Raw genomic sequence first — 16,549 nt, forward strand, 5'->3', positions numbered from 1 at the left:
AGCAGAAGCAAAAGCAAAAGCAGAAGCTAGCAAAGCCAAGGAAAAAGCGCCTCAAGCGCCAGCACCTAAGCCGAAAGCAGAAGTAAAAGCTGAAACGCCAGAAGCTGCAGCCGCTAGAGTTGAAGCTGAGCGTATTAAAGCAACTCAAGAAGCAGTAATGACTCAAAAGCAAAAAGAGGAAGCGGCGAAAGCTGCTGAAGAAGCTAAGAAATTAGCTGAAGTTAACTCTAAGCGCTGGGCAGATGAAGAACGTACGCGTCTTGAAGCTGAAAAGAACAGCGATCACCATGTTACTACCTCTAAAGTGGCTCGTGCTGCTGAAGATAGTTCAGATATGGACGATGAAAAGCGTGGCCGTCGTGCTCGCAATAAGCCGACCAACAAGAAGCGTGGCGGTAAAGATGCCCGTGACGGTCGTGAAAAGCACATGCGTAACCGCAGTACTGCACCTCAGTCTATGGCTCATGGCTTTAACAAGCCGGTCGCAGCGGTAAGCCGCGACGTTCGCATCGGCGAGACTGTGTCTGTTGCTGAATTGGCGCATTTAATGGCGATTAAAGCCACTGAAATCATCAAGCAGATGATGAAGATGGGTTCAATGGTTACCATTAACCAAATTCTTGATCAAGAAACTGCACAAATGGTTGCAGAAGAGATGGGTCACAAGGTTGTTCTACTTCGTGAAAACGAACTAGAAGAGCAAGTACTTGGCGACCGTGACGATAACGTTAAGTTAGAAACACGTGCACCAGTTGTGACTATCATGGGTCACGTTGATCACGGTAAGACATCATTACTCGATTATATACGTCGTGCGAAAGTTGCTGCTGGCGAAGCCGGTGGTATTACTCAGCATATCGGTGCATACCATGTTGAAACTGACAATGGCATGATCACTTTCTTAGATACACCGGGTCACGCCGCGTTTACTTCTATGCGTGCTCGTGGTGCTAAGGCGACCGATATTGTTATCTTGGTTGTTGCTGCAGATGATGGCGTAATGCCTCAGACTATCGAAGCAATTCAACATGCTAAAGCAGGTAACGTGCCGTTAATCGTTGCGATTAACAAGATGGATAAGCCAGATGCAGATCCTGAGCGTGTTAAGAGCGAATTGTCTCAGCATGGCGTAATGTCAGATGATTGGGGCGGTGACAACATGTTCGTTCACCTATCAGCTAAGACAGGTGAAGGCGTAGATGAACTATTAGAAGGCATCTTGTTGCAGTCTGAAGTTCTTGAACTTAAAGCGGTTCGTGAAGGCATGGCTGCCGGTGTGGTTATTGAATCACAACTCGATAAAGGCCGCGGTCCAGTAGCAACTGTATTGGTTCAGTCAGGTACTTTACGTCAAGGTGATATCGTTCTTTGTGGTTTAATGTACGGTAAAATCCGTGCAATGAAAGACGAGAATGGTCATCCAATCACTGAAGCTGGCCCATCTATCCCAGTTGAGATCTTAGGTCTTTCTGGCGTACCATCGGCTGGTGATGAAGCCACAGTCGTTCGTGATGAGCGTAAAGCCCGTGAAGTTGCACTTTATCGTCAAGGCAAGTTCCGTGATGTTAAGCTTGCTCGTCAGCAGAAGTCTAAGCTTGAAAACATGTTTGCGAACATGGAAGAAGGCGAAGTTCAAGAACTTAACATCGTGCTTAAAGCAGACGTTCAAGGTTCACTTGAAGCAATTTGTGATTCGTTAACGGGTCTATCTACTGCTGAAGTGAAAGTGAACATCATAGCGCGCGGTGTGGGTGCTCTAACTGAAACTGATGCAACATTGGCCGCAGCCTCTAACGCTATCATGGTTGGCTTTAACGTTCGTGCTGATGCACAAGCGCGTAAGACAATTGAAGCTGAAAGTGTTGATCTACGTTACTACAGCATCATCTATAATCTAATTGATGAAGTTCGTGCTGCAATGACCGGTATGTTGGCTCCAGAATTTAAGCAACAGATCATCGGTCTGGCTGAAGTTCGTGACGTGTTTAAGTCTCCTAAGATCGGCGCAATTGCGGGTTGTATGGTGACTGAAGGTATCGTTAAGCGCAGCGCGCCAATCCGTGTTCTACGTGACAACGTGGTTATCTATGAAGGTGAGCTTGAGTCATTACGCCGCTTCAAAGATGATGCTACAGAAGTTCGTAATGGCATGGAATGTGGTATCGGTGTGAAGAACTACAATGACGTTCGCGTAGGCGACCAGATTGAAGTCTTCGAAACCATTGAAGTCGCACGCACCTTATAATTCTAGGGTCTTGTAACATCCTAAGGGCGGCATTAGCCGCCCTTGTTGATTAACAATATGGCACAATATTATGGCAAAAGAATTTAGTCGTACTAGACGTATAGCCCAACAGCTCCAGCAGGAGTTAGCGGTTATTTTACAACGTGATATGAAAGATCCTCGGATTGGTTTTGTCACTGTCAATGATGTCGATGTTTCCCGTGATCTTAGCTATGCCAAAGTGTTTGTAACCTTCTATGAAGAAGACTTAACTTTGGTTGAGCAGAAGATTGCCGCCTTGACCGCAGCAGCACCTTATGTGCGTACCTTGGTTGCAGGACGGATGAAACTGCGCGTTATGCCTGAGCTGCGCTTTATCTATGACAGTTCGTTAGTCGAAGGTATGCGCATGTCTAACTTAGTGAGTCAGGTTATTACCAACGACAAAGCTAAGCAAAAGCAAGCGGGCCGTGAAGACGACACTTCAAGCTCTGTAGAGCAAGAAAAGGATACAGATTAATGGCACGTCGCTCCAAAGGTCGCCAAATCGACGGTATAGTCTTACTCGATAAAGACACAGGCATGAGTTCAAACTATGCACTGCAACGAGTAAAACGTTTTTTTAACGCCAATAAAGCCGGCCATACAGGGGCGCTCGATCCATTAGCGACAGGTATGTTGCCTATCTGTTTAGGCGAAGCCACCAAGTTCTCTCAGCATCTTTTAGATGCCGACAAACGTTACTTAGTGACGGCAAAACTTGGGGTGCGCACCGACACCAGCGATTCAGACGGTGAAGTGGTGCAAACCCGTGAGCTTAATTTTACTCAGGCTCAGCTTGAAACGGCGCTTGAGCATTTCCGTGGTGATACCCTGCAAGTGCCTTCAATGTTTTCAGCCCTTAAGTATCAAGGTCAGCCTTTGTACAAATATGCCCGTGAAGGCATTGAAGTCCCAAGGGAAGCGCGTCCCATTACTGTATTTGAGCTGAATTTTATTAAGCTTGAAGGCGATGAGTTAACTTTAGATATTCACTGCTCTAAAGGCACTTATATTCGCACTATTACCGATGATTTAGGCGAAATGCTAGGTTGTGGTGCTCACGTTATCATGCTGCGCCGCACCCAAGTGGCTGACTATCCTTATGATAAAATGGTAAGCCTTGCAGATCTTGAAGCCCTGGTAACTCAAGCGCAGCAGCAGGAATTAGCCGTAGGCGAGTTACTTGATCCTTTGCTATTGCCTATGGATACCGCTGTGGCTAATTTCCCTGAGATTAACTTGCCAGAATCCATGCTCTATTACGTGATGCAAGGTCAAGCTGTGCAAGCTGCGGGACTTAAAATTGACGTATTAGTGCGTATCACTATTGGTGAACAGCGTAAGTTTGTTGGCATTGGGATAATGAATGACGATGGTTTGCTTGCACCTAAGCGCTTGATTGTTATTCCAGCTGAAGAATCGCCAGAGTAAACTCAGTGAGTGGGAAAACTCCAATTAGCTTGAGCTATTAAGCCCACATTAAGTGGGCTTTTTTAATTGCACCTAACTCACTTTATGGGTAGAATAATGCGCCCTCTGGCTGAGTTAGTGATCGGCTAGAGATACATTCTATATATTTTGGAGATACACATGTCACTAAGTACTGAAGCAAAAGCAAAAATCCTAGCTGAATTTGGCCGTGGCGAAAACGACTCAGGTTCAACTGAAGTTCAGGTAGCTTTGTTAACAGCTCAAATCAACCACCTTCAAGGTCACTTCAAGACGCACATCCACGATCACCACTCACGTCGTGGTTTGTTACGTATGGTTAGCGCGCGTCGTAAGCTTACTGCTTACCTTAAGCGTACTGACAATGCACGTTACACTGCGTTGATCCAGAAGTTAGGTTTACGTCGTTAATTCGATGTTCAGCTCGATGAGTTGAAGCAAACCGTAAAAAAGGAGGCTTAGGCTTCCTTTTTTATTGGCAAATTTTTAATCACTCAATATAGCTACCGTTTGTGCGCCAACAAAAAAGCTGCCCCGAGGCAGCTTTTGTTATTTAGTCAGCAATACTATGACTAACTCTTAGCATTAATCTCTTACTGGGATACGCTCTAGTACGGCTAGCAGTAGTTGCCAATACTGGCCCACAGTGGTGATATTCACCATTTCATCTGGGCTGTGAGGATAGCGAATGGTTGGTCCAATCGAGACCATGTCCATTGCTGGGTAGGGCTCTTTAAAGAGGCCGCACTCAAGACCGGCATGGATAACCATCACAGTTGGATCCTTGTGGTAAATATCATTGTAAGTGTCACGGACAATAGCCATCACTGCTGAGCTAGTGTCTGGCTTCCAACCAGGGTAGGCGCCGCTAAACTCAACATCAGCACCAGCAAGGTTAGTTAGCGCTGTGATCATGCCTGTGACTTCGCTGCGACCAGAATCTATCAATGAGCGAATAAGACATAATATTTCAACGCTATCATCCTGAGTGCTGATAACACCGACATTCAATGAGGTTTCAGTTACGCCCTCAACTTCATCACTCATGCGAATAACCCCATTAGGGCACACATGAAGTAAATCGATCAGGGTATTTTGTGAATCTTCGCCCATGACTTTAGTGTGAGCAGGAACTTCAGCTAGGGTCAGTAGCATGTCAGGATCGGCAATGGCGAGTTCTTCACGCACTAACGCTTGGAACGCTGCAATGGCTTGGTTCAATGCGCTAAGGTTTTCAGGAGGGAGCATAAAGCTGATGCTGGCTTCCCTAGGTATCGCATTGCGCAATGAGCCACCGCTAAAGCTTACTAACTCTATGGCTAAGTCATCGGCATAATCAAACAGGAACCGTGCTAGCAGTTTATTGGCATTGCCGCGACCTAAATGTATGTTAACGCCAGAGTGTCCGCCCTTAAGGCCTGATAGGGTTAAGCTGAAGCTAGAGTTTGATTGTTCAGGAGACTGCCATGACATAGGCAGGCTTATCTGACCGTCCACGCCACCGGCGCAGCCCATGTAGATTTCACCTTCTTGTTCTGAGTCGGTATTAATTAAAATTTCAGCTTCGAGCATGCCCGCTTCAAGACCAAAGGCGCCCGTCATACCCGCTTCTTCATCTATGGTAAGCAAGACTTCAAGTGGACCATGCTTAATCGTATCTGAGCCTAAAATGGCTAATGCTGATGCCATGCCTATGCCATTGTCTGAGCCCAGCGTAGTGCCTCTGGCTTTAACCCAATCACCGTCAACATAAGCCTCGATAGGATCGGTTTCAAAATTATGCACTTTATCGGCATTCTTTTGTGGCACCATATCAAGATGGGCCTGGAGCACCACTATCTTTCGATCCTCCATTCCAGCAAAAGCCGGTTTTTTAATAATTAAATTGCCGACACTGTCCTCGACAATGCTCAAGCCTTTGTCTTTGGCCCAGTGCTGAATATAAGCACTTAACGCTTGCTCGTGCTTCGATGGGTGAGGAATAGCACAGATCTGGGCAAACCATTGCCATAATGGTTGGGGAAATAGTTGGGTTAACTCGCTCATGTTGCTCCCGGATTAAGTGGAAAAATTTGATGGCAGTTTATCATACCCCTAATCGTAATTATCTAGTTATACAGCGCGGATATGCGGTATCAGTGAAACACCATAGCAATCAATGTGGCTTTTATGTAACGACAGAAAGGCTGTTAAAATGCCATATTTGGTATTTTTTAGAGTCATTACTCGTAAGTTAGTGACGTAATAAGGCGATAGTTAGAGAAAGATCAAAAAAAAGGTTGTAATAAACTTACAGTTTTGTATAATTCATTTCGTTGGCAGGCAGCGAGCCTTTCAACACTAGTTTATCCAGGATGGATATAGCCTCCAAGGAATTGAGTGACAAGTTGTCTCGACGGATTGAGGATTTTTTTCCACGGAACTGAACCAAGCTTTGACTAGGTTTAAACAACTTTTAATTTGGAGATAATACTATGTACACAGGTAACACTAATATTTATTGGCAGAGCAGCTGGTTAAAGACTGATGCTTTGCGTGGCGGTTTATTCGCCATGAAATTTAAGGTCTAACCCTCCTTAGATTTGATTTACATCCATCAACCTTTTCTATCACCTTGTTTCAAGGTGTGTTTTAGACAAAATGTATTAATGTAGGATTCTGCTTTAATACAGCTACCTTGGTAGTAATAGTGTTCTCTTCCCCATATTGGGAATACTAAATGATCTGTCTCGCCCGCTCTTATGAGCGGGCTTTTTTTTTGTTTTTTTTCATGAATTCTGATTTCGACCTCCGACTAGGCTCCCTTTCGTACATCTTAGAGATAAGTCTTTATAATCCAGCTCTTAAAAATTGATCAGCCAATAATCTGAGACTTGTCTCTGAGGCTATGATCTTCACCTTGCGTTAAGGAACGGGTTTCATGCTTGAAAAACTATTTAAACTCAAACAACATCAGACTAGCCTGAAACAAGAAGCCGTAGCCGGTTTAACCACATTTCTAACCATGGCTTACATTATTTTTGTCAATCCTATGATGCTGGCTGATGCGGGCATGGATCACGGCGCTGTGTTCGTGGCGACTTGTTTAGCCGCCGCCATCGGCTGTTTTGTGATGGGATTTTTGGCTAATTACCCCATAGCACTGGCGCCAGGGATGGGCCTTAATGCCTTCTTCACTTATACCGTTGTCGGGGAGATGGGTTACAGCTGGGAGACGGCATTAGGCGCCGTCTTCATGTCTGGGGTATGTTTCCTGGTGTTGTCCTTAGTCAAAATTCGCGAATGGATAGTAAACAGTATTCCTATGTCGCTGCGCTTTGGTATCGCCGCAGGAATAGGGCTGTTTTTAGCGCTAATCGGCCTTAAAAGTGCCGGTATCGTGGTAGCAAGTCCAGCCACGTTAGTGACCATGGGAGACATCACTTCCTTTGCGGCATTAATGTCCTGTTTAGGATTTTTTCTGATCATCGCCATGGTGCACCGAGGCTTAAAAGCCGCGGTGATTTTCAGCGTGATGGCGATTACTATTTTAGGGTTAATTTTTGGTGATGTGAGCTATCAAGGTTTGGTGTCAATGCCGCCTTCAATCATGCCAACCTTGATGAAAATGGACTTATCAAGCGTGCTTGAGCTGAGCATGATATCTGTCATTTTCGCTTTCTTGTTTGTCGACCTATTTGATACATCAGGCACGCTTGTGGCGGTCGCCCAGCGCGGTGGACTGCTTGATGAAAAAGGCCGTTTACCTAGAGTCAAACGCGCATTAACCGCAGACAGTTTAGCCACCATCGCAGGTGCGGCGCTCGGCACCTCAACCACCACAAGTTATATTGAAAGTACCGCAGGCGTTAGCGCTGGCGGACGCACGGGTTTAACCGCTGTGGTCGTTGGGTTACTTTTTTTAGCGGCACTTTTCATTTCGCCACTCGCAGGCATGGTGCCAGCCTATGCTACTGCTGGGGTATTGTTTTATGTGGCCATTTTAATGATGTCTGGGCTGGTAAATGTAGATTGGGATGATTTAACCGAAGCGGCCCCTGTGGTGGTGGTATGTTTATTAATGCCACTGACATTTTCAATCGCCAACGCCATAGGGTTTGGTTTCATCTCTTATGTGGCGATTAAATCCATGACTGGGAAATTCAGCGACCTCAATTGGGGCATTTTATTCGTCGCCGCCTTGTTCGTGGCCAAGTTTATTTATGGCTAAATTTTAGTGATTAAATTAGTTCGGCTAATAAAGCTCACTTGATTGCTATTCCTGCTGCTTTACCAGCGCTAACGAGTTTTAGCGCTGGTTGTTAAATTCACCGATTGGTTGCATTGCAATAAATGTTTAATTCGAATACTTCATCTTTATGACTGAAACTCAGTCGTACAGGCTCATCATGGTATCTGCTTTACGACACGCCGCACGTCCGTCCTTGGAGGCTCGAACATCCCGTCCATGGGATGGACGGTCGTCGCGCAAGTACTCATGATTCGCCTCATGTGTACCGAGTTGATTGTTACCCCTAGAGCGTTAAAATATTTAACAATGGATGTACTGGTTTAGCAGATTTTTTACAGTAAGACCAAGTGAGGTAAATAAAGTAATAAAGCTAAAACGATATCAAGCAATTACCAGCCCACAAGTAGCAAAAATAAATACCCCGAGAAAGCAAATTCCTATAGCATGAAGAGTGACTACAGCGCAGAATAAGTGAATAAGATGGATGTGGCAGAGGCCATATTTGGGAATGAGTCAACACGCGATTTATACCCAGCAGACAGCACAAGGCATAAATACTAAGACGTTATGTTTTAAGGTGATTTCGCGTTGAATAAAATTGATGAACTTATATGTGAAATACGTGGGTCAATATCTGATGAATTTGAAGAATTTGATTCTACAACGGAAGATTTAATCAGGTTCCTCAAAGTAGCTGATGAGAAATCATATCACTCAATAATTGATTCCTTCTACTTGTTAGAAGACACACAATTAGCTAAACATGAGTTTTGTCAAATTGACTATAATAAGGAGTCTAATGGAAAGCTGTACCTATTCTTTTATGGGGTTCTAAATTCTTGCTATATGCAGCAACAGGCAATATTGGTTATTTGCGAAAAATTAGGCATATCTGAAAATATTATAGAAATAAAAGCCATTGAAGTAGTAGCTTATCGAAATGATTTTTCGGCGCATTCATCAAACAGAGGCAGAGGAAAGTCTGAACATAGCTTTATTTTTAATCGCCTTGCTATGAGTCAGGGAAAAGTCATGGGATATAGTGACAATCATGAAAGTGGTACAGTTTTTCGTGAAGCCGAAATCAGTATATTAATATCAGATTGGGACCGTCTTTTGGGTAAGCAACTAGAATTAATTTCTAGCCGGATTTCAGGTAAACAACATAACCGGATAGCCGGAGGTATCTAGTCTCCAGGCCACACACCACTCTGCATGTACCCCTGCGAAGGACCAATGATGCTCCTGGCATAGCAAAAAATAGTGGGGTCAGGGTAAACTTTTATAAAAACAGGTTAAAACTTATTCCTTAAACGTATTTTGTTCAAGAATGAGTGAGATTAGTTACTGGAGATAAAACATGGCTTGCAAAGCCAGGTTTGTGATCTTTATCGCTAACAGATACGCAAATATTGAAAAGGTGAGCCATGAGTGTTTGCGAGACGACCGTCCGCCCCATGGACGGGTCGGCCGAGCTATAGGGATATACTTGCGCGTGTCGGTGAGCGAATGCCATGGTAAGCCAGTAGAGAGAATGTAACAGGTATTTTTGATTATAAGCTTGATATTTATATTGATAATTTAAACTTCAGTGACTTCATTTTAGCTCACGTCTGTTCATTGAAGAGCATGTGATCTTAAGGGCACTTGCTTGATTGCCGATACTAGGTACACTGGGGCAAATCTTTTTATCGCAGCTTTTTATGTCTTTTGTCCCTTCCAAGTCTTCAGCGGCACCTATTGTAGCGTCTGTAATTGACACTTTTATTGCGCCGCCTTGTTTAGCGCAGATTGAAATCTTGTTTGAAGATGAGGCGATACTAGTGATTAATAAGCCTAGCGGCTTGCTAAGTTTGTCGGGTAAAAACCCACTGAATTTAGATTCGGTGCATTATAGGTTAGTGCAAGACTTTGCCGATGCGCGCTTATTGCATCGCCTCGATTTTGGCACTTCAGGGATCATCTTAGTGGCACGTAATAAACACATTAATGGTTTATTGACTCAGCAATTTCAGCATCGAAGCGTGACCAAAACTTATCAAGCGTTATTAATGGGCAAGCTCAGCGCCGACAGCGGGGTGATAGATGCACCCATTGCTAAAGATGCGGCGCTGTTTCCTCGACTTAAAATATGCGAGCTTGAGGGTAAAACGGCACTGACTGAGTATCAAATGCTGAGCTATTGTGAGCAAACTGATTTGAGCCGAGTGCAATTTACGCCAATAACTGGACGTACGCATCAGCTTAGGCTGCACAGCCAACATATAGGTCACCCAATCTTAGGTTGCGATCTCTATGGCGGCATAGTTGAGGGCAGCAAAAAGCCTGTTAGGATGATGCTACATGCGCAAACGCTGGCGTTTACTCATCCATTAACGGATGAAAGAATGCAAATTCACTGTCCTTGTCCGTTTTAAGTGCTACGTTAGTCAAGGTAATGATTTAAATGCTATTTTAAATGAAAGTGTAAATGGAGTTTATCGATAAAAATAGTCGCTTTTGCTGCAAGTAACAGCAGTAAATCTATCAACAAGCAGTTGGCTGGTTTTGCAGCAAGCCTTGTTGTTGATGCCGAGGTTGAGCTACTGGACCTTAATGATTTTGAGCTGCCGCTTTTTAGCCAAGATAAAGAACAAATCTTAGGTCAGCCACAGTTGGCTAAAGATTTCTTGCAAAAATTAACCAACGCCGATGCTATTTTAGTGTCATTTGCCGAGCACAATGGCACTTATAGCGCCGCGTATAAAAACCTGTTCGATTGGTGCTCACGCATAGACGGCAAAGTGTTCCAGAATAAACCTTGTGTGTTCCTGTCGACGTCCCCGGGCGCCCGTGGCGGAGCCAGTGTTTTGGCTCAAGCGGTTAATTCAGCACCTTATTTTGCTGCCGACATCAAAGGCAGTCTCAGTGTAGCGAGCTTTTTTGATGTATTCGATGCTACAAATCAAGTGCTCACTGAACCAAAACTCTTGGTTGAGTTAACTCAAATCATGAAACTGATTTAAGCTTATTAAAAATAAAAGCAATAACAAAACGCCGCAAAATGCGGCGTTTTTTAATGGTTAACTTTTATAATCATTAACCTGCGCTAGTAGGTATCAGAGTCTTAGCCGTTTATTTGCTAAGTGCTAGTCGTTAAGTGTTAATAGTTCGCGACTAAACTCACGCCTGAATAAGACGTGTAGCCTCTTAGCATCACATGATATGTGGTTTCTACTGTTGGAGTGAACGAGCAGCTTTCATTATTGCCATTTAAGTACGGGCGGCAATCAAAACTGCCCGTTGTTGGCTGGCTCCCTGCTTTAACATACATATCGGCATCACCAGCACCACCACTCATGGCAACCGTTAAGGCTTGGTTCGCTGGTACTATCACCTTATAGAATGTCTGTGAGCCAGAGGCTCCAGCAAGTCCCGTTCTGGCAACCCCATTAACTAGGCAGTCGCTAGTATTACACGTTGAGCCGCCGCCCACTGCGTAATCTGCGGTTAAGTTCGCATTGGCATAAACTGAGTAACCTTGCACCATCACATACCATTTACCCGCAGCCGGGTTGGTGAAATTACAACTCTCATTATTGCCACTCTTGAATGGGCGACATTGATAGCTATTAAGGGTTGGTTTAACGCCTTGGCTAACATAAATATCCGCATCTCCTGTACCGCCGGCTAAGGTAACGGCAAGGCTTGATGCGTTGGCGGGGACATCAATAAAGTAATAAGTTTCTGATGCTTGTGCACCTGCTGTACTGACGGATTGTTCATCAAAAAGTTCAGTATCGCTAGGCGGTGGCGGGCAATCTGGTTCACAGCCTCCAGTACCAGCCAATGAATAAAGTAAAGCATTGGGTGAACCTGTTTTAGGATCGCTGACCTTATTGCTGCTTGCGCGGCTCGATAGCATGCTGGTTATTTGAGTTGGGCTCATGCTTGGGGTTTCATTAAGATAAAGCGCGGCAACACCGGCAACATGTGGCGCCGCCATTGACGTACCACTAATAGTATTGGTGGCGCTGTTTGAGGTGTACCAAGCTGATTTAATGCTAGAGCCTGGCGCATAAATATCAAGACAGCTACCGTAGTTTGAGAAGCTAGAGCGTGCATCAGAGCTTGTCGTTGAGCCAACCGTTACAGCATCGGCGGCGCGAGCGGGTGAATAGTTACAGGCATTACTGTTGTCATTACCAGCAGCAACGACAAAGCTGATGCCAGCAGCAACAGCGGCGTTGACAGCATCATCGGTGGCTTGTGATGCGCCGCCGCCTAAACTCATGTTAGCAACTGAAGGGCCTGAGGCGTTATTTTTAACCCAGTTAATGCCGGCAATCACCCCAGAGTTACTGCCTGAACCGCTACAGTTTAATACTCTTACACCAACAATGTTCACATTCTTCGCCACACCATAGGTGGAGCCACCGATTGTGCCAGCAACATGGGTACCGTGACCATTACAGTCAGTGGTGTCACTATCATTATCGATAAAGTCATAACCACTGCTTGATCTACCACCAAATTCGTTGTGACCGTTAAGTACCCCGGTATCAACTACATAGGCTGTGACGCCAGTACCATCGAAGTCATAATGGTAGCTATTGCTAAGTGGCAAGTCTCGTTGATCTATCCTGTCTATGCCCCAAGTCGGGCTTGCTTGATCGCCACTTGCGCTTATCTGCGGCGAAATCGACATCATCTGGTCTTGTTCTATGTATTTAATCTTGGGGTCATTGAGAAGCTCATTGACTTGCTTTGCATTGGCTTTAATTAACACGCCATTAAGTGCACTGCCAAAGTTGTTGATAACATTTATATTATACTCGTTTGCTAGGCTGTTTCCTTGCATGGTGGCAAAGTCAGCCATTGCGGCAGCGTCTTGCACGTTAAGAATGCTAGGGGTGTCAAATACCACGATATAGCGATCTTCGATAGCGTTGGCGCTATCGATACTAAGTAGTTCTGCCGCTTGGGTTTGCAATGACATAGTGCTTAAGCTGGCAAGCACGGCTAATGCGATTTTATGTTTAGTTTGCATATTGATCTCCATATTAATTAAGCCTCCATTGACCTCGAGACCCATTAAAAATAGGAGACTTGATGACATTTTAAAGAAATCTGCAGTTGTTGATGTCATACAACACCAATTTTATGTAACAAATGTTTTACATACAAAGGGGTTTTAGTGTGATATTTCTGAGTAAGTAATCTTTATGGGTTAGTAGAAAAGAGGGGTTATGTTGTATTTGTGTTAATTATCGCTTGGTGTGCTTTTTTCAAATAATGTTAATTAACTTAACCACTAAAGTTGGTCATAGTGATAAGTTATTTAGCGTTGCTGATTTGAGTTAGGTAGTAACGCATGTCGACTTAAAGTATTAAATTTCCCTAAGCTGCGATATAAATCCATTAAAGACTTAGGCATAATCAAATTTTTAGTGATTGGGGTGATCTTGCAATGACGTTTACATTTCTCGATGGTTTGGCGTTTATTTGTTTCATTAGCGCTTGGCTTGGCTATACATTCTTTGCTAGAAAGAAAGCCAAGAGCACTAACTGTATCGCCCGTTGTTTGCATCAGCATAGGATCCATTGGATGTCATTGCTGATGACTAAGGAAATCCGAGTTAGTGAAGTGGCATTATTGGCAAACTTAGAGCGTAACATTGCCTTTTTTGCTTCAACAACTTTGCTAGTGCTTGCTGGTGTGCTGACATTGTTCGCTCAAGTTGATCAAGTTGAGGAGGTTATTGGCTCTATTCCTTATTCAACCAAAGCGGATCACGCATTAGTGCAGGCAAAGTTGGCGGTGCTGGCGGGAATATTTGTAATGGCGTTTTTTCAGTTTACTTGGTCTATGCGTCAATACGGCTTTTTGAATGTAATGATAGGTGCGGCACCAATCGATAAAGAAGGCAATAATGAGTCATTAAAAGCCTATGCAAAGCAAATGGCGATAGTGCAAGATCAGGCGGCGCATTCGTATAATTATGGATTGAGATCTTACTATTTCTCTATCGCTGCATTATGTTGGTTTTTTCACTCTTGGTTATTGATTGCCACCAGTTTATTTGTGGTGTACACCCTATATCGACGCGAATTTAAATCTAAGGCTGTAATAGCCATTACTGCTGCTCAAGGGCATTTAGAGCACTATATCGCCAGTCAAAAATAGCTTGAGTAACAACAGGGTGCTTCTAAAGATTAAATAGCCTTAAAGTTTAATTATTTCAGCGGTTTGAACCGCAAGGTATTTAGCTTCAAACTCATCTAAGGGGAGTGGTTGACTAAAGAAGAATCCTTGCCCTATCGGACAGTTATGCTCGTTAAGCCAAGCGAGTTGCTCTTCATTTTCTATCCCTTCTGCCACGATCTCCAGATTGAGCTGTTGTCCTAGCATTAGAATGGTCGATGCGATAGCACTGTCTTGAGGTAAGTCAGTGACAAAACAACGGTCAATTTTCATGGTAGTAATAGGCAAATGCCTTAAATAAGACAAAGATGAATATCCTGTGCCAAAATCATCGACCGCTATTCTAAAGCCTGCTGATTTTAATAATTCAAGCTTGGCAATTGCTTGCTCTATATCATTCATCAGTGAGGTTTCGGTAATTTCAATTTCCAGTTGCTCAGGGCGAATTTGATACCTTAAGGCAAGCTGCTTAATGTCAGGGACAAGACTTGCGTCGGCAAATTGCTGTGAGGCTACATTGACCGCAATTGGTATGGCGAAGTTGTACTTTCGCTGCCAGTCACGCAGTATTTTACAGCTTTGCTCTATAACCCAGCGGCCTATAGGCACTATGATGCCCGTTTCTTCCGCCACAGGAATAAAGGACATAGGGCTGATTAAACGACCATCCTGTTGCCAGCGAATTAACGCTTCACAGCTGACAATTTTATTGGTTTTTAAATCAAATTTTGGCTGAAAATAAAGTATAAATTCATTATTTTTTAGGGCGTCATGAAGGGAGGCTTCCGTTCGAAGGCGCACAGCAGCTCTTTCTGTCATCTGCTGTTTAAAGAAGGCCCATTGATTTGACCCCGCCGCTTTGGCGCTGTACATGGCAATATCAGCATGGCGAATAAGATCTTCGGCGCTGGCACCATCATCAGGGTATATCGATATGCCTATGGATGCTGCTGGATGAATTGAGTGCTCGTTAAGCTGAATAGGAGCATTGAGCTGGAATAATAACTTGTCAACAAAGTCAGCGGCTTGAGAAGGTGTTTGAATTTCATCGGCTAAGATAACGAATTCATCACCACCAAGACGTGCCACACTGCCTTTATCACCAATACCGCGCTCTAAAATACGTGCAATACGGGCTAAAAACTGATCGCCAATGGCATGTCCTAGGGAGTCATTAACATTTTTAAATCTGTCTAAATCGATAAATAAAATGGCAAAACTGCGTTTGTGTACCCGTGATCTTTGTATGGTGACACTGAGGGTTTCTAGCAATAGGGTTCGATTGGGTAGGCCAGTTAAGGGATCGCGTGTGGCCATTTTTCTGAGTTTGTTTTGCGCTTGGCTGAACTGTAATAAAATTTGATTCAGCTTACTGGTTACTAAGCCAAGCTCATCATCTTTATGAGAAATCGATACAGGTAGCAGGTTTTCATCAGGATTTTCAGGGTCAATTTTATCAATTGATTCACTGATCTTAGCTATAGGTTGGGTAAGGAATCGATGAAACACCAATGACAGCACTAAAGTTAAGAATAAAGCGCGGGCTAAGGTGGCGATAAAACTGAATTTAAGCTGACCAAATAAGTTATTGGTTAAGGCATGGGTATCATAAATAATGGTCAGAGTGCCAATCATCTGCAGCTCTTTGTTGGCTTCAAAATAAAAAGGCCGATAAAGCGGGCGCGAGGCTTCTTCTAGGTGACCAAAAAGAAATTCACTTAAGGCAATATGGTATTCTTGTACCGCTTCTTGGCTATTGGAAACGGTAACAAACAGAGACTCATCATCTAATGTTATGGTCGCAGAACTGATGTTGTCGACCTTCATGATCCCTTTAAGGGTTTGTTCGGCCAACTTATCATCTAATGCCCATACTGAGTTGGCCGCAGTTTGCTCTACAGAATCAAGCAGTTCCGCTTGCTCTTGTTCTAATTGAGCTTTGGTATCTATGCCAACGAGTGCGACTTCAACAAAGAAAATAGCGATGGCAAAAAACAGCGCAGTAAATACAACGAGATTAGTCTGTTTCCACGTTAATGATTTAAAGCGTGCTGTCATCTGATAAATTCCATCTATACAATGCGGCAAGATACAAGTAGTACGAGTTTATAGCATCTTATACCTTAGTGACTCAATCATTTGCTGATGTTGCACAGCATAAAAGAAGATATCATCGCAAAATGAATATCTATGATATTGTTAGTTATAAGATTTATGGTGCAAGAATCACTTTAGTGAACTTGAGCGCATTTGTCATCTACTATTCGGTGTAAATTGCTGTTTTGTCTTAATGCTTTGAAGGTTTCCCCTGAATTCAGGCTTTTTAGCCTAAACTTCTTTACAAGGGACAGAGCGATTTTATGCGGTTTGTCACAAACTTTTTATACCTTTATAGCCTTATAAGGGCTTATTTATCACA

The 16,549-nt window shown here is 43.7% G+C and carries 12 protein-coding genes; 9 read left to right on the top strand and 3 right to left on the bottom strand.

Annotated features, from left to right (window positions below; all coding sequences use genetic code 11):
* The 4 genes from infB to rpsO form a co-directional block, all read left to right on the top strand.
* Positions 1-2,245 (top strand): translation initiation factor IF-2 (gene infB / locus H5073_RS12565; protein ID WP_182679913.1); only part of this gene is annotated, 2,245 nt, incomplete at its 5' end.
* Between the two features lie 70 nt (positions 2,246-2,315).
* On the top strand, positions 2,316-2,744 hold the full coding sequence (rbfA, locus tag H5073_RS12570) for a 30S ribosome-binding factor RbfA (RefSeq protein ID WP_182679914.1): 429 nt from the start codon (positions 2,316-2,318) through the stop codon (positions 2,742-2,744).
* Positions 2,744-3,697, top strand: a complete 954-nt coding sequence (gene truB, locus H5073_RS12575) for a tRNA pseudouridine(55) synthase TruB (RefSeq protein ID WP_182679915.1) — start codon at positions 2,744-2,746, stop codon at positions 3,695-3,697. The genes rbfA and truB overlap by 1 nt, the downstream gene beginning before the upstream one ends.
* A gap of 159 nt (positions 3,698-3,856) precedes the next feature.
* Positions 3,857-4,126 carry a 30S ribosomal protein S15 gene (gene rpsO / locus H5073_RS12580; protein ID WP_182679916.1) on the top strand — a complete coding sequence of 90 codons (270 nt, stop codon included), beginning with the start codon at positions 3,857-3,859 and terminating at the stop codon, positions 4,124-4,126.
* Between the two features lie 174 nt (positions 4,127-4,300).
* Here rpsO and H5073_RS12585 read toward each other — a convergent pair whose 3' ends face one another.
* The gene (locus H5073_RS12585) at positions 4,301-5,761 is read right to left on the bottom strand and encodes an aminoacyl-histidine dipeptidase (RefSeq protein WP_182679917.1); all 1,461 of its coding nucleotides are present in this window, start codon (positions 5,759-5,761) and stop codon (positions 4,301-4,303) included.
* An 874-nt stretch (positions 5,762-6,635) separates the two neighbouring features.
* Between H5073_RS12585 and H5073_RS12590 the strand changes: the two genes are divergently transcribed.
* The 4 genes from H5073_RS12590 (at position 6,636) to H5073_RS12605 (ending at position 10,951) form a co-directional block, all read left to right on the top strand.
* Positions 6,636-7,925, top strand: a complete 1,290-nt coding sequence (locus tag H5073_RS12590) for an NCS2 family permease (protein ID WP_182679918.1) — start codon at positions 6,636-6,638, stop codon at positions 7,923-7,925.
* Between the two features lie 609 nt (positions 7,926-8,534).
* Positions 8,535-9,137, top strand: a complete 603-nt coding sequence (locus H5073_RS12595) for a hypothetical protein (RefSeq protein ID WP_182679919.1) — start codon at positions 8,535-8,537, stop codon at positions 9,135-9,137.
* A 512-nt stretch (positions 9,138-9,649) separates the two neighbouring features.
* Entirely contained in the window at positions 9,650-10,363 is a 714-nt protein-coding gene (locus tag H5073_RS12600) for an RluA family pseudouridine synthase (protein WP_182679920.1), read from the top strand.
* Between the two features lie 66 nt (positions 10,364-10,429).
* Positions 10,430-10,951: an NADPH-dependent FMN reductase gene (locus H5073_RS12605; RefSeq protein ID WP_182679952.1), complete on the top strand. Its 522-nt coding sequence runs from the start codon at positions 10,430-10,432 to the stop codon at positions 10,949-10,951.
* Between the two features lie 137 nt (positions 10,952-11,088).
* Here the strand turns inward: H5073_RS12605 and H5073_RS12610 are convergent, their stop codons facing one another.
* A complete protein-coding gene (locus tag H5073_RS12610) occupies positions 11,089-12,975 on the bottom strand; it encodes a S8 family peptidase (RefSeq protein ID WP_182679921.1) in 1,887 nt (628 codons plus the stop codon).
* A gap of 420 nt (positions 12,976-13,395) precedes the next feature.
* Between H5073_RS12610 and H5073_RS12615 the strand changes: the two genes are divergently transcribed.
* Positions 13,396-14,112 carry a DUF599 domain-containing protein gene (locus H5073_RS12615; RefSeq protein ID WP_182679922.1) on the top strand — a complete coding sequence of 239 codons (717 nt, stop codon included), beginning with the start codon at positions 13,396-13,398 and terminating at the stop codon, positions 14,110-14,112.
* A 39-nt stretch (positions 14,113-14,151) separates the two neighbouring features.
* On the opposite strand, the gene H5073_RS12620 is transcribed toward H5073_RS12615, so the two are convergent.
* Entirely contained in the window at positions 14,152-16,188 is a 2,037-nt protein-coding gene (locus tag H5073_RS12620) for a bifunctional diguanylate cyclase/phosphodiesterase (RefSeq protein ID WP_182679923.1), read from the bottom strand.
* Positions 16,189-16,549: the final 361 nt, after the last annotated feature.

Origin of the sequence: Shewanella sp. SR44-3, from assembly GCF_014163735.1 — a bacterium.
GTDB lineage: Bacteria > Pseudomonadota > Gammaproteobacteria > Enterobacterales > Shewanellaceae > Shewanella.

Bases quoted from the DNA above. Each gene is read 5' to 3' on its own strand.
- rbfA (WP_182679914.1), top strand. From the start codon at position 2,316: ATGGCAAAAGAATTTAGTCGTACTAGACGTATAGCCCAACAGCTCCAG.
- truB (WP_182679915.1), top strand. From the start codon at position 2,744: ATGGCACGTCGCTCCAAAGGTCGCCAAATCGACGGTATAGTCTTACTC.
- rpsO (WP_182679916.1), top strand. From the start codon at position 3,857: ATGTCACTAAGTACTGAAGCAAAAGCAAAAATCCTAGCTGAATTTGGC.
- H5073_RS12585 (WP_182679917.1), bottom strand. From the start codon at position 5,761: ATGAGCGAGTTAACCCAACTATTTCCCCAACCATTATGGCAATGGTTT.
- H5073_RS12590 (WP_182679918.1), top strand. From the start codon at position 6,636: ATGCTTGAAAAACTATTTAAACTCAAACAACATCAGACTAGCCTGAAA.
- H5073_RS12600 (WP_182679920.1), top strand. From the start codon at position 9,650: ATGTCTTTTGTCCCTTCCAAGTCTTCAGCGGCACCTATTGTAGCGTCT.
- H5073_RS12610 (WP_182679921.1), bottom strand. From the start codon at position 12,975: ATGCAAACTAAACATAAAATCGCATTAGCCGTGCTTGCCAGCTTAAGC.
- H5073_RS12615 (WP_182679922.1), top strand. From the start codon at position 13,396: ATGACGTTTACATTTCTCGATGGTTTGGCGTTTATTTGTTTCATTAGC.
- H5073_RS12620 (WP_182679923.1), bottom strand. From the start codon at position 16,188: ATGACAGCACGCTTTAAATCATTAACGTGGAAACAGACTAATCTCGTT.